Source organism: Streptomyces sp. GbtcB6 (assembly GCF_019091475.1).
In the GTDB taxonomy this organism is placed as follows: domain Bacteria; phylum Actinomycetota; class Actinomycetes; order Streptomycetales; family Streptomycetaceae; genus Streptomyces; species Streptomyces hyaluromycini.
Window position 1 is genome coordinate 424,105 of the sequence record NZ_JAGXJL010000003.1, and the last position, 13,574, is coordinate 437,678.

12 protein-coding genes are annotated in these 13,574 nt (G+C 71.4%); 6 read left to right on the plus strand and 6 right to left on the minus strand.

The window, feature by feature from the left end:
- Positions 1-22 precede the first annotated feature (22 nt).
- Entirely contained in the window at positions 23-3,784 is a 3,762-nt protein-coding gene (locus tag KVT45_RS07375) for an ABC transporter ATP-binding protein (protein ID WP_217545672.1), read from the plus strand.
- Between the two features lie 166 nt (positions 3,785-3,950).
- On the opposite strand, the gene KVT45_RS07380 is transcribed toward KVT45_RS07375, so the two are convergent.
- Positions 3,951-4,874 carry an SDR family NAD(P)-dependent oxidoreductase gene (locus KVT45_RS07380; protein ID WP_217545673.1) on the minus strand — a complete coding sequence of 308 codons (924 nt, stop codon included), beginning with the start codon at positions 4,872-4,874 and terminating at the stop codon, positions 3,951-3,953.
- A gap of 132 nt (positions 4,875-5,006) precedes the next feature.
- On the opposite strand from KVT45_RS07380, the gene KVT45_RS07385 reads away from it, so the two are divergent.
- Both KVT45_RS07385 and KVT45_RS07390 read left to right on the plus strand, forming a co-directional pair.
- Complete coding sequence (locus tag KVT45_RS07385; protein ID WP_217545674.1) at positions 5,007-5,897, plus strand: helix-turn-helix transcriptional regulator; 891 nt, start codon at positions 5,007-5,009, stop codon at positions 5,895-5,897.
- Between the two features lie 16 nt (positions 5,898-5,913).
- A complete protein-coding gene (locus KVT45_RS07390; protein ID WP_217545675.1) occupies positions 5,914-6,174 on the plus strand; it encodes a hypothetical protein in 261 nt (86 codons plus the stop codon).
- A gap of 302 nt (positions 6,175-6,476) precedes the next feature.
- Here the strand turns inward: KVT45_RS07390 and KVT45_RS07395 are convergent, their stop codons facing one another.
- From KVT45_RS07395 to KVT45_RS07410, 4 genes are read right to left on the minus strand one after another with little or no spacing between them, the layout of a single operon-like run.
- Complete coding sequence (locus KVT45_RS07395) at positions 6,477-7,307, minus strand: MBL fold metallo-hydrolase (protein WP_217545676.1); 831 nt, start codon at positions 7,305-7,307, stop codon at positions 6,477-6,479.
- Entirely contained in the window at positions 7,304-8,929 is a 1,626-nt protein-coding gene (locus KVT45_RS07400; protein WP_217545677.1) for a zinc-binding dehydrogenase, read from the minus strand. Before KVT45_RS07400 ends, KVT45_RS07395 begins: the two co-directional genes overlap by 4 nt.
- Before the next feature lie 26 nt (positions 8,930-8,955).
- Positions 8,956-9,516, minus strand: coding sequence for an ester cyclase (locus KVT45_RS07405; protein ID WP_217545678.1), 561 nt, complete (start codon positions 9,514-9,516; stop codon positions 8,956-8,958).
- A 10-nt stretch (positions 9,517-9,526) separates the two neighbouring features.
- Complete coding sequence (locus tag KVT45_RS07410) at positions 9,527-10,639, minus strand: hypothetical protein (protein WP_217545679.1); 1,113 nt, start codon at positions 10,637-10,639, stop codon at positions 9,527-9,529.
- Between the two features lie 96 nt (positions 10,640-10,735).
- On the opposite strand from KVT45_RS07410, the gene KVT45_RS07415 reads away from it, so the two are divergent.
- The 3 genes from KVT45_RS07415 to KVT45_RS07425 all read left to right on the plus strand — a co-directional run bounded on the left by KVT45_RS07415 (position 10,736) and on the right by KVT45_RS07425 (position 12,711).
- The gene (locus KVT45_RS07415) at positions 10,736-11,413 is read left to right on the plus strand and encodes a TetR/AcrR family transcriptional regulator (protein ID WP_217545680.1); all 678 of its coding nucleotides are present in this window, start codon (positions 10,736-10,738) and stop codon (positions 11,411-11,413) included.
- Positions 11,414-11,551: 138 nt separating this feature from the next.
- Positions 11,552-11,944, plus strand: a complete 393-nt coding sequence (locus KVT45_RS07420) for a hypothetical protein (RefSeq protein WP_217545681.1) — start codon at positions 11,552-11,554, stop codon at positions 11,942-11,944.
- 164 nt (positions 11,945-12,108) lie between these two features.
- Positions 12,109-12,711, plus strand: a complete 603-nt coding sequence (locus KVT45_RS07425; protein WP_217545682.1) for an HD domain-containing protein — start codon at positions 12,109-12,111, stop codon at positions 12,709-12,711.
- 169 nt (positions 12,712-12,880) lie between these two features.
- Here KVT45_RS07425 and KVT45_RS07430 read toward each other — a convergent pair whose 3' ends face one another.
- A complete protein-coding gene (locus KVT45_RS07430) occupies positions 12,881-13,498 on the minus strand; it encodes a hypothetical protein (protein ID WP_217545683.1) in 618 nt (205 codons plus the stop codon).
- Between the last annotated feature and the right edge of the window lie 76 nt (positions 13,499-13,574).

Genomic DNA, 13,574 nt, shown 5'->3' on the forward strand with positions numbered 1-13,574 from the left:
AGGGCGAACGAAGGGCACCCGCGTGGCAGCGCAACAGGGGGAGCGGCGGCAGGGCGGCTGGGCGCGCAGGCTGGCGGGATACGCCTGGCGGCATCCCCGGGACGTCGTCCTCGCGCTCGGGTCCTCGCTGGCCGGCATGGCCGTGCTGGGCGTCGTACCGCTGATCACCAAGGTGATCATCGATGACGTGGTCGGTGATCACAGCCGTTCCATGGGCCCCTGGGCCGGTGCCCTGATCGGCGCCGCCGTCCTCGTCTACGCGGGCGCCTTCGTCCGCCGCTACTACGGCGGCCGTCTCGCCCTCTACGTCCAGCACGACCTGCGGACCGAGATGTACGAGACCATCACCCGGCTCGACGGGCGGCGGCAGGACGAACTGTCCACGGGCCAGGTGGTGGGCAGGGCCACCAGCGACCTCCAGCTCATCCAGGGCCTGCTCTTCATGCTGCCGATGACCATCGGCAACGTCCTCCTCTTCCTGGTCTCCCTCGCGATCATGGCCTGGCTGTCGCCGCCGCTCACCCTGGTCGCCCTCGCCGTCGCCCCGGCCCTGTACTGGATCGCCAAGCGCAGTCGCAGCAAGCTCCACCCCGCCACCTGGTACGCCCAGGCCCAGGCCGCCGCCGTGGCCGGTGTGGTCGACGGCGCGGTGAGCGGCGTACGCGTGGTCAAGGGGTTCGGACAGGAGGAGCAGGAGACCGGGAAGCTCCGGGAGGTCGGGCGCCGGCTCTTCGCGGGGCGGCTGCGCACCATACGGCTGAACAGCAAGTTCACCCCGGCCCTGCAGGCGGTCCCGGCCCTCGGCCAGGTCGCCATGCTGGCGGTCGGCGGCTGGCTGGCCGTCCGGGGTCACATCACCCTCGGCACCTTCGTCGCCTTCTCCTCCTACCTCGCCCAGCTGGTCGGCCCGGTCCGGATGCTCGCCGTGGTCCTCACCGTCGGCCAGCAGGCCCGCGCCGGCACCGAACGCGTCCTGGAGCTGATCGACACCCGCCCGACCATGAAGGAGGGCACCAAGACCCTCCCCGCCGACGCACCCGCGACCGTCGAGTTCGACGACGTGTCGTTCGGGTACGACAGCGCCCCCGGCAGGACCAGCCCCGTACTCCAAGGGCTCAGTTTCGAGATCCGGCCGGGCGAGACCCTCGCCGTCGTCGGCTCCTCAGGCTCCGGCAAGTCCACGGTCTCCCTCCTCCTGCCGCGCTTCTACGACGTCACCCACGGCGCCGTCCTGATCGGCGGCCACGACGTCCGCGAGCTGACCCACGACTCGCTCAGGGCCGCGATCGGCCTGGTCCCGGAGGACTCGTTCCTCTTCTCCGACACGGTCCGCAACAACATCGCGTACGGCCGTCCGGACGCGACCGAGGACGAGATCCTCGCCGCCTCCCGCGCCGCCCAGGCCGACCGTTTCATCGCCGAGCTGCCCGACGGCTACGACACCAAGGTCGGCGAGCAGGGCCTCACCCTCTCCGGTGGCCAGCGCCAGCGCATCGCCCTCGCCCGCGCCCTGCTCACCGACCCCCGCCTCCTCGTCCTCGACGACGCCACCTCGGCCGTCGACGCCCGCGTGGAGCACGAGATCCACGAGGCCCTCGCCCACGTGATGCGGGGCCGCACCACCCTCCTCATCGCGCACCGCCGCTCCACCCTGAACCTCGCCGACCGCATCGCCGTCCTCGACGGCGGCCGGCTCGCCGACATCGGCACCGACGAGGAACTCCAGCAGCGGTCCGCCCTGTACCGCAGGCTCCTCACCGACCCCGACGAGCTGGGCGGGGTCTCCCCGGGACACGCGCTGCCCCTCGAACCGCACGAGGACACGTCCGTGCGGGACGAGCTGGACGCCGAGTTCGACGCCGAGCGGGGCGTGACCCCCCGCCTGTGGACCGGTGACCGTACGCCCCGCGACCTCGCCCTCACCGGCACCCCCGCCACCCCCGAACTCCTCGCCCAGGTCGAGGCGCTGCCCCCGGCGACGGACACCCCCGACATCGACGAGGCCGGTGCCGTACGCCCCGAGGACTCCTACGGCCTGCGCCGCCTGCTGCGCGGCTTCGGGGCGCCCCTGCTCGTCAGCCTCGGCCTCGTCGCCGTGGACGCCGGCATGGGCCTGCTGCTCCCGGTCCTGATCCGGCACGGCATCGACCAGGGCGTCAGCAGGATGGCGCTCGGCGCGGTCTGGGCGGCCTCGCTGCTCGGCCTCTTCGCGGTGCTCGTCCAGTGGGCGGCGCAGATCGGCGAGACCCGGATGACCGGCCGTACCGGCGAGCGGGTCCTCTACTCCCTCCGCCTGAAGATCTTCGCCCAGCTGCAGCGGCTCGGACTCGACTACTACGAGCGGGAGCTGACCGGCCGGATCATGACGAGGATGACCACGGACGTGGACGCGCTGTCCACCTTCCTGCAGACGGGCCTGGTCACCGCCTTCGTCTCCGTCGTCACCTTCTTCGGCATCATGGTCGTCCTGCTGGTGATCGACGTACAGCTCGCGCTCGTCGTGTTCACCACCCTGCCCCCGCTGATCGTCGCGACCTTCTTCTTCCGCCGGGCGAGCGTGAAGGCGTACGAACTCGCCCGTGAGCGGGTGTCGGTGGTCAACGCCGACCTCCAGGAGTCGGTGGCGGGCCTGCGGATCGTGCAGGCCTTCCGGCGCGAACAGGACAGCGGCCGTCGCTTCACCGAACGCAGCGAGAGCTACCGCCGCGCCCGTATCCGGGGCCAGTGGCTGATATCGGTCTACTTCCCGTTCGTCCAGCTGCTGTCGTCGGTGGCCGCGGCGTGCGTGCTGATGGCGGGCGCCCACCGGGTGGAGGCGGCGACCCTCACCACCGGCGCCCTGGTCGCGTACCTGCTCTACATCGACCTGTTCTTCGCCCCCGTCCAGCAGCTCTCCCAGGTCTTCGACGGCTACCAGCAGGCGACCGTCTCCCTCGGCCGCATCCAGGAACTCCTGCGCGAGCCGACGTCGACCAAGTCCGCGGCGAAGCCCCTCGAAGTGGCCTCGCTCCACGGCGACATCGCCTTCGAGGACGTGCGCTTCGCGTACGGCGCCGCCGACGAGGGCGAGGCGGCCCTGGGCGGCATCGACCTGACCATTCCCGCCGGGCAGACCGTCGCCTTCGTCGGCGAGACCGGCGCCGGCAAGTCGACCCTCGTCAAGCTGGTGGCGCGGTTCTACGACCCGACGGGCGGCCGGGTGACGGTCGACGGCACGGATCTGCGCGACCTGGACCTCACCTCGTACCGGCACCGGCTCGGGGTCGTCCCGCAGGAGGCGTACCTCTTCCAGGGGACCGTCCGGGACGCCATCGCCTACGGCCGCCAGGACGCGACCGACGCCGAGGTGGAGGCGGCGGCCCGCGCGGTCGGCGCCCACGAGATGATCGCCACCCTCGACGGCGGCTACCTCCACGAGGTGGCCGAGCGCGGCCGCAACCTCTCCGCGGGCCAGCGCCAGCTGATCGCCCTCGCCCGCGCCGAGCTGGTCGACCCCGACGTACTGCTCCTCGACGAGGCGACGGCGGCCCTGGACCTGGCGACGGAGGCCCAGGTCAACATGGCCACCGACCGTCTGACGGGCCGGCGTACCACCCTCGTCGTCGCCCACCGGCTGACCACCGCGGCCCGCGCCGACCGGGTGGTGGTCATGGACCACGGCCGGGTCGCCGAGGACGGCACCCACGACGAACTGCTGGCCCTCGACGGCCGCTACGCCGAGCTGTGGCGCACCTTCATCGGCCAGCCCGAGGAACCGGAGGAGCCGGTGGGCGCGACCCTCTGACCTCTCCACGCGCGGCAAAGGGACAGCCGGGGTGTTCCGGCTGTTCGTCGTGCAGCATCCCGCTGAGAAGCAGAAGCGCCTGTCGCGATCTCGTGCCCCAGGACGAGGGGGGAGAGCGGCGCCGACGTCACCGGGTGGGGAACGCGAGACCGGCGCCCTTTGGCGGTCAGCGGACGATGTCGCTCGCCAGCTTCCACAGGCGTTCGGCGTTCTCCGGGTCCAGCGCGTAGGGGGCCACGCCGGGGACGCCCGGTTCGGTGGGCCGGGCGTGGACGAGAGGCGCCTCGTCGACGTCCTCGAAGTAACGGCCGCCGACCCCTTCGACCAGCGGGGAAGCGGCGAGGAACACGGTGGTCGCGGCGCCCTGCTCGACCGTCTTGCGGTAGGGCTCGGGGGTCCGCAGGCCTCCGGTGTGGCGCTGGAGATCGGTGGCGACGGCGCCGGGGTGCAGGGCGTTGGCCGTGATTCCGTCGCCGGACCAGCGGCGCTGCGCCTCGACGGCGAGGAGGACCTCGGCGGTCTTGGACTGGCCGTACGCGGCGAGCGCGTCGTACGGGCGGAAGCGGAAGTCGATGTCGTCGAAGACCACCGGCGAGTAGAGGTGGCCAGCGGAGGAGACCGAGACCAGACGCGCCCCGTCGCCGTCGGCGAGAGCGCGGTGCAGCCCCAGGGTCAGGGCGAAGTGCCCCAGGTAGTTGGTGGCGAACTGCTGCTCGTGCCCGGCGATGCCCCGCTCGAGCTCCGGCGGCATCATGATGCCGGCGTTGTTGATCAGGATGTGCAGCGGGCCCTGCCAGGCGGCGGTGAACGCCCGCACCGAGTCCAGGTCGGCCACGTCCAGGCGGGCGACGTGGACCGCGTCGTTCCCGGTGGCCTTGCGCAGGTCGGCCGCGACCTGCTCGCCCGCTTCCGGGCGGCGGACGGCGAGAGTGACCTCGGCGCCGCGGGCCGCCAGAGCGCGGGCGGTCTCGACGCCGATGCCCGAGTTGGCCCCCGTGACGATCGCCCGCCTGCCGGACAGATCGACGCCTTCGATCACCTCCGAGGCGGTGCTGGCGCGGTTGAACGGGGTCGCGAAGATCTTGGACATATGACGCATTCCTTCGGTCGTTCGTATGGCGCTGCCAGACTGCGCCGAGTGCCGTGGGGCGCACCAGGACGGGTTGAGACTGGGACCGGCAGGGCCACCCGCAAGCCCGGAACACGTCCGTACGCTGGCAACATGACACCCGCCGGAGATGCGAACGCACTGGGCCGGTATCTGCGCGCCCGCAGGGAACTGGTCCAGCCCGACGACGCCCGGGAAACGGGCAACCGGCGTGTCCCGGGGCTGCGCCGCGAGGAGGTCGCCTTCCTCGCCGGGATCAGTTCCGACTACTACAACCGGCTGGAGCAGGGCCGCGACAGGAACCCCTCCGAGCAGGTCCTGCGCAGCATCGCCCGCGCCCTGCAACTGGACGAGGAGGCGACGGCCTACCTGCTGGAGATCGCCACCCGCAGGAGCCCGCGCCGCAGGCGGCCCCGCAGGCCGGAGAAGGTCGGCGACGGCATCCGCACGCTCATCGGCTCCTGGCCGCTGACCCCGGCGTACGTCCACGGCAAGTACATGGACATCCTGGCCGCCAACAGCCTCGCCATCGCCCTCTCACCGTTCAACGCGCCGGGGCGCAACGGCATCCTGGCCGCGTTCCTGGAACCGGAGATGCGGGAGCTCCATCAGGACTGGGAGGACATGACCGCCCGGGTCGTGCCTTACCTGCGCTCGGTCGCCGGCGCGGACATCGAGGACCCGCGCCTGGTCGAGATCGTCGGCGAACTCTCCCTGCGCAGCGAACGCTTTCGCACCCTCTGGGCACGGCAGGACGTCAAGCACAAGACCACCGGCATCACCCTGTTCCGCCATCCCCAGGCCGGCCCGCTGGAAATGCACTACGAAAAGCTGCTGCTGCCGGGCACCGACGGGCAGACCCTGGTCACCTACCACGCACAGCCGGGCAGCGCCTCCGAAGAACGCCTGCGCCTGCTCGCCGGCATGAACGCCCCTGACCGAGCCGGCGACACCCGGGCGGCAACCGACCACACCCGAGCCCCCGGACATCCCAGGTCCTGGTAGGCCGCGCTCGGTAGACATGACGGACCTGGCCGCGGAATTCTCCCGGGCGCCGGGCCGGCCGGTGTCCTACGTGGACGTGCCTGCGCAGAGGTGGGAGGCACAGCTCCCGAATCTGGGGATGCCGCCGCACGTCGCACAGCACATCGCCACCATGGCCCGGCTGCACCGGGACAACCGTTACGACCGCACGGCCGACGGCGTTGCGCGTGTGACGGGCACCCCCGCCCAGTCCGTCGAGGCGTTCGTGGCCGCCCGCAGAGACTTCTACCTGGGCTGAGCCGGGGTTCGGCATCCGGGCCGCGCCGGACCGCTCCCGACTCGTCACCGGAGACGACGGACGGTGCCGGATCTGGGGTGCCGCCGAACGAGCCGTCCCGGCCATCGTGCCGGCCGGCGGCCGGGATCTGGCGGTCGGCCTGGCACAGGTGTCGTTCGTGGACACCGGCGGGCCGCAGTGCCCTCCCCGATCCTGGGCAGAGAGAACTCGGCATGGTCCTGATGCGGCACTGGTTCGGAGAAGTCACAGGACCCGACGACCGTGTGACCGCCGGCCACGGCTTTCCCGAGGGTGTGTGCGCTTCAGTGGTGGGTCGGATCAGGGCCCGGCCAGGAGGGGGCCGTGCGGGCCCGGGCCGAGGCGAGGAGGCTCGGGTCGTGGGCGTTGACGAGCATGAGGTCGTGCTCGGCGGCCTGCCACAGTTCGGCGAGTCGCTCGTGATTGGCCCGTACCCTGCGCCAGTCGTGGGCGATGGCACGTTCCATCGCGAGCAGCGGCTTCGGAACCCTGCCGACGCCGTCGACCTGGCCGCGGTGGTAGAACGCGTCACCGGCGTGCAGCACCCAGTGGTCGCCGGCGTCGACGGCGATCGCGGCATGCCCGCGGGTGTGTCCGGGCAGGCCGACCAGCACGATGCCGGACGAGATCCCGGTGAGCTCGGTGGCGGCCGCGAACCCGCGCCAGGCTTCGCCCGTCCCGGGCGTGTGGCGGACGAGCGTCGGAGCGTGGGTGCGCTGCGCGGGTTTGTAGCGCTCCTTCTCGATCCGGGTGGACGGGTGGAGCGCCGCGGTGGCCTCGGCGTCGGTGAGGTGGATGCGGGCCCACGGGAAGTCGGCCAGTCCGCCGACGTGGTCGGCGTCGAAGTGGGTGAGCACGATGTCGCGGACGTCCGTCGGAGCGAAGCCGAGTCTCTCGACCTGCCGGACGGCCGTCTCGGACTCCTCGAACGCGGGGCGCACGAAGTGCCGGGCCGGTCCGAACCGCCGGCCCGGTGCGGCCCTGTCGAGGAGACCGAGACCGGTGTCGACGAGGGCCAGTCCGGTGCCGGTCTCGACGAGCAGGACATGGCAGACCAGCCCCCCGGGTGTGCCCCAGGGACGCATGGTGCCGCAGTTCAGATGATGGACCTTCACCCGAACGCCTCCATCATCGCGGTCATGGCAGCGGGATCGCCGCCGATGAGGTTGGCGTCGATCTCCTGGATCGGGTTGGTGCCGTCCCAGTGGGCGGCGGCCAGCTTGATCAGGTCGAAGACGAACTTCTTGCTGCCGCCGGCATCGGAGATCTCGATGACGGTGCCGGGATGGTGCTCGGTCTGCAGATAGGCGAACCGTCCGTCGGCTCCGCCGATCCGGCCCTCCTGCCCGACGGTGAATCCGGCGGCGAGGGCACGGTCGTAGAGGTCCTGGTAGTTCTCGCTCCAGTAGGCGATGTGCTGGACGCCTTCGTGGCCGGCGGCGAGGAAGTCCCGGTACATCGAGGGTGCGTCGTTGACCGGGGTGATGAGCTCGATCTGGATGCCGCCGCTGTTGGCGACGGCCACGTCCATGGCCATGTCGGAAGGCTCGCCCCGGTAGGTGAAGTCTCCGGGCCTGACGCCCTTGAGATGGAACCACGGGCCGATGCCGGCCTTGGTGAAGTTCTCCATCGACGCCTGGATGTCACGTACGACGTAGCCGATCTGCGCGATGCTGCCGAACAGGTTCGCCACCGTGCTGGGTGCGGGCGCCGGTCCGGTGTGGGCGTCGGCGAAGGAGATCACGATCTTGCCGGTGGCGTCGCCGGCGCGAAGCCGGCGGGCGGCCTCGTGGGCCCTCGACACCGGGTAGACGGTGTCCAGGCAGGGGGCGATCCTTCCGTCGGCGACCGCGGGCAGCACGTGCTCGCCCAACGCCGCGACCACCTCGCCGAGTTCGGCACGGGTGCGGATGCTGAAGGTGGTGCCGATCAGCTTCTGGCGGCGGAAGGCGACGGTGTCCAGATCGAGGGTGGCCGCAGGCCCGGCGAGCCGCCCGATGCTGACGACGGTGCCGCCGACCGCGGTGGCCGACGGGAGCACGGCGAACAGGTCTCCGCCGACGTGGTCGAGGGTGACGTCGGCGCCCTGCCCGTCGGTGGCGGCGAGGACGGCGGCGGCGAGGTCCTCGGTCGCGGAGTTCACGACGATGTCCGCGCCGGCGTCCAGCAGGGCGGCTCGCTTGGCGTCGCTGGTCGTCGTGGCGATGACGGTGCCGGCCCCGAGCGCCTTGGCGAGCTGGATGCCGATCAGTCCGATCGAGCTGGTGCCGCCGACGATCAGAACGGACTTGCCGGCGGTGAACCCGGCCTGGGTGACCAGCGCGTCGTGCTCGGTGACGAGGCCGACGGGGAGGGTCGCGGCCTCCTCGAAGGTGAGCCGGTCCGGGACCGGGACGACGAGCCGTGGGTGGCACAGGGCGTAGTCGGCGAAGGCTCCGACGGTGATGCCCATGACCCGGGTTCCCGCGGGCAGGTGGGGTGCCAGCAGGCTCCCCGTCTCGACGACGCCGGCGACCTCCATTCCGGCGGTGAACGGGCCCTCGCCCTGGGAGTTGGCGGTGTAGGTCCCGTCGAGGGCGTAGAGGTCGGCCCGGTTCAGGCCGGCGGCGTGGACCTGGATGCGGACGGCTCCCAGCTGTGAGGGCGGTTCGGTCTCTTCGAGGCTCCAGTCGGCTCCCTTCCCGCCGATGAGTGCGCGCATGGTGGCCGGAGTCGTCATGGTGGTCGTCGGGGTCATCGGAGATCTCCTCTGATCGATGGTCGTCAGCGGACGAAGTCGGGCGGCGTGGTCGTGAGCAGCCGTGGGTCGGGTGCGGCACCGGACATGGAGAGGAGACCCCTGAGGATGCGAAGAAGCTTGAGCAGGCCACCCGGGCTGCGCTTGTCGACGCCGTCGATCAGTTGCCTGAGAATGGTGAGCTGGTCGAAGTAGATCCGCTCGGTGACGAGGCGTTCGTGCTCGTCGAAGACGAAGTACGCCGTCATACGGGTGCGGTGCCTCGACCCGGTCCGCGGGATCCTGCCCAGCGGCCCGTTGTGGGTGCCCAGCAGCCAGAACTCCACGATCACGGCGTCGACGCTGTGCCGGAACGCGATGATCTCGTGATCCTGGTCGGGGAAGGCCACGCGGGTGTCCTGGTAGTACTCGCGCACCTCTCCGTCGCCGTCGTGGACGGTCATCTGGGCGATCAGTTCGTAGTGCGGATGCGGGAACGTCGACAGCGTGGCGTCCCAGTCCTGGCGGACCTCGTCCCGGAAGTGATCGAGCACGAGCTTCTCGCGGGCGCGCAGCACGGGCTCGGACGGCAGGGTGAATCGCGACATGGTGGCTTCCTCAGACCGGCTGGACGCCGTGGGTGATGTGGCGGTGGCTGAACGTCGGCGTGGTGCCGGGGTTCGTCCAGGCACCGGTCAGCTCGCTGGAGGGGAAGAACTGCAGGAAGCGTGAGTCGGCCTGACTGCGGTCGGCCAACGTCTTCTCCAGGACGATCGAGTTGTACTGGTCGGCGGTCGTCTCGATCGTGTTGGCGTTGAGCACCACCTCCTGCTGCCACTGCCGCGCCCACTTGGCGATGCCCGGCAGCCCGGAGTGCTCGGGGGTGAGGGCCTCGGCGGCGATGACGTTCTCGCTGCTGACCCAGATGCCGGTCGAGGTGTTGACGACGAGGCTCTGGTTGCCGAAGACGTGACCCGGCGTCTTGACCACGGCCACGCCCGGGCCGAGCACGATCGAACCGTCGATCGGCAGGAACGCCTCGGGCGGGACGTCGCGGTAGGTGCCCGGCTGGTACCAGGGCCGCTGCAACGGGTGCAGCTCGGCCATGCCGGCGAGCTCGTCCCGCTGGACGACGACCTTGGCGCGGGGAAACGCGGCCTGCGGGCGTGCGTCGAGATCGTCCTGGTGGGCGGTCGTACCCACCCAGCGCCGCAGGTCCTGCGTGTGCAGGTGGTCGAACATCAGGTAGTCGACGTCGCCCGGCCGGATGCCGAGCCGGGCGAGGTGTCCCAGCACCGTGCCGTGCTCCCGGACCATCCGCCGTTCGAGGACGCCCGGCGTCTTCTGGACGAGGTTGTCGAAGTACGGCGTGTAGCGGCCCAGTTCGACGTCGCTCGGTTCGAAGAGCAGCACCCGCGGGTGACCGTCGCTGTCCCGCCACCGGATGACGAGCATGCGGTTGGTGATCGACAGGAACGGGGCGATCGCGCGCGATGCGCGGAACAGGCCGAACCGCGTGGGGTAGGGCAGCGTGACCAGATTGCAGGTGACGACGGAGTCCGGCGTGCCCGTCAGGGCGAACTCACCGCGGAACGCCCTGGCCTGGGCACGTGCCGTCCGCAACCGGACGCCCGGCGGCTCGTCCGACCTCGACAGGTCGGTCAAGGTGTCCACCCTGGTGCCGACCGACGGCAGGTCGGCCACGTCACCGGGACCCCACGGAAATCGCATCGCGGCTCCTTCCCTCTTTTACCCACGCCGTGGGTATTCGCTGAGCCCCAATATACCCACGTTGTGGATTAACGCAACGGCGGGCATCATGGAGTGATGACCGCGACACGAGAGCCCCGGCGGGGTCGCCCGCCCAAGGGGGCGCCGCAGCTGAACCGCGACGCGATCGTCGAAGCCACCCTCAAGGTCATCGACCTGGACGGCATCGACGCGGTCTCCATGCGCTCGGTCGCTCGCATCCTCGGCGTCGACCCGAAGAGCCTCTACAACCACGTCGCCGGCAAGGACGGCCTCCTCGACGCGGTGGCCGAACACATCCTCGGGTCGATGCGCCTGCCCGAGCCCACCGGAGACGTGCGCGGCGACCTGCTGGCCATCGGTCACGCGTTCCGCGACCGCGCCCTCGCCCACCCCCAGGCGGCGCCGCTCGTGCTCACCCGTCAACTCGCGTCGTTCGAAGGGCTCGCCCCGGTCGACGCCGTCCTCACCGCGTTGCGCGCCGCAGGCTGCCCGCAACGCGACGCCGTCTCGATCCTCCGCAGCCTGATCGCCACACTGATCGGCACCCTGCTCCGCGAGGTGCACGCGGGACCCACTTACGGCATGACGGACGCTCCCGGCATCGCGCAACGCCAGGCCGCGCTGGAGCAGTCGGGTCTCCCCCGGGTCGCCGAAGCCGCCGCCGACCTTGCCCGCTTCGACAGCGACGCCGAGTTCGGGTTCACCCTCGACCTCGCGCTCGACGCGGTCATGGCGCGCCTCGCCGCGTCGTAGCGCGACGCGGCGCATCTGCCGTTCGCGGGCCGGGAGGACGCGCTCCTGACGGCCGTGCAACCATCCGACACATGTCGGGCGTCCGTACATCAGTACGGTCATGGTTGGTGCACAGCTGCGGTACGGGAGGGGACGACTGTGGACAGTGGTGCGATACGTCGGCGGCTGGCGCTCGGTGTGGCCGTGCTGGCCGCCTCCGGGGTGTTCGCCCTCGTGGCACCGGCCGAGGCCCAGGCGGTGACGACCGCCAACTGCGCCGGACGCGAGGTGCGGACCCTGTCCTTCGCCACCGGCACCGTGCACGTCTACCGGCAGGGCGGCTACGTCTGCGCCATCACCCTCCCCAAGAAGTCCGGCGGCAGGCGCATGATGTCCGTCAGCGTCCAGGCCCGCGGCAACCGCCCGGTCGTCGACAAGGGCAGGTACAGCCACCGCGCGGGTCCGGTCACGGTCCACGCCGGGCACCGGTGCGTGTGGGTGAGGGGCACGGTCGGGCGGAGTTCGGTGAGCTCGGGGTGGATCCTCTGCTGAGAGACGGTTCGCCTGTGCGCGTACGACGAGAGGTCCGCTGGATCCTGTGGGGTCTGTGGCTTGCGTGTCTGGTGTTCTGCGTCTGGTTCTTCGCCGAGGCGATCACGCTGTTCCGGCAGGCCGAGTCGTGGTGACGCGGGCAGGGTGCGAGTAACGTCTGCGGGATGACCGCGACGCCCACGGACTTCTTGGCACGTGCCCTGGACGCCCCGGGCGAGCCCCGGTTGCGGCCGCTGCCACCCGCGGTGGCGGAGCTGCTGCGTTCCCTGAGCGCCCCGCCTCGGCTGGCGGCGCACCTGCGTGCGGTTCATGACGTTGCGGTCGACCTGGTGGACTGGGTGCAGGACCGGTACCCGGACCTGGCCGTGGACCGCGACGCCGTCCTCTTCGGCGCGGCGACCCACGACGTGGGCAAGGTCCGCCATCCCGAGGAACTCGCCGGGCCCGGCTCGGCCCACGAGGCCGCCGGTCGTGACCTGCTGCTGAGCCGCGGCTTCCCGCCCGCACTGGCTCGGTTCGCCGCCACCCACGCCGACTGGGACAACCCCGTGGTGACGATGGAGGACCTCCTGGTCAGCACGGCCGACAAGGTGTGGAAGGACAAGCGCGTCCCCGGCCTTGAGGACAGGGTCGTCAGGTCGCTGGCAGGTGCGACGCGACGGGAGCCCTGGGAGGAGTACCTCGCACTCGACGACCTGCTCACCCGACTCGGGGCGGCCGCCGCCCCGCGCCTGGCCTTCCAGTCGGCCTTCCCGGTGCACACCTGACCCAGCCTCAGAATCCGGCGTACTTCCCGGACTCACGCACCCTCGTCCCACTCTGCGAGACCCCCGTCTCGCCCGTAACGCTCGGCCGCCTCCTTGAGCCCGATCTCCGCACGCATCGGCCCACCTTAGGGCGAGAAACCCGGCTCCGGCCGCCGCCGACATGGAGCGTTCACACGCGGCGGGCGCAGCCCACCGGGTGCTCCCCGCCGAGCTGGACGTACAGGGCGGTGGCCGCCGGGCACGCGTCCCGCGACGTCACCGCCCGCACCACCCGGTACTGCGGCTGCTGCTTCCCCGAGCCGTCGCAGGCGGTCTCCCGGACCTGACCGTGGCCCGAGCCGTAGACGCAGTCGCCGACGATCGTGCGCGGCCCGCCGCCCCCGCCGGGGTCACCGGGGTGCGGCGGCTCCAGGTTGCGCATGCAGGCGTAGCCCTGCGGGATCGTTCCGTCGCCGTCCTCGTCGCCGGTGGTGCGCTGGGCGCCTATGTGCAGCACGAAGTCGGTGGTGGTCGGGCACAGCGGACCGTCGGCCACGGCGCCGTCGTAGCGGGCTATCACCCGGGCCGCCGCCCGCTCGCCGGCGCAGGGCACCTCGGTGAAGCTGGCGGTCCCGAACGAGCTGCACTCGTCGACCGCGAGGAACTGCGTGCCGTACCCGGACGGCGTCGGGCTCGCCGTCGACCGGGCGCTGCCCGCCGGTGCCCCGGACGAGGACGTCCGGCAGCCGGCCGGCAGCAGCACGACGGCCAGCGTCACCAGAACCCCCGTAAAACGCCTGCTGCGCATACCGACCCCCCTGCCAGCGTGGCCCGCGATCACGGTCCATGTCAGCTGTCCGGGAGGCTTTCCGCCGGTTGTGGGT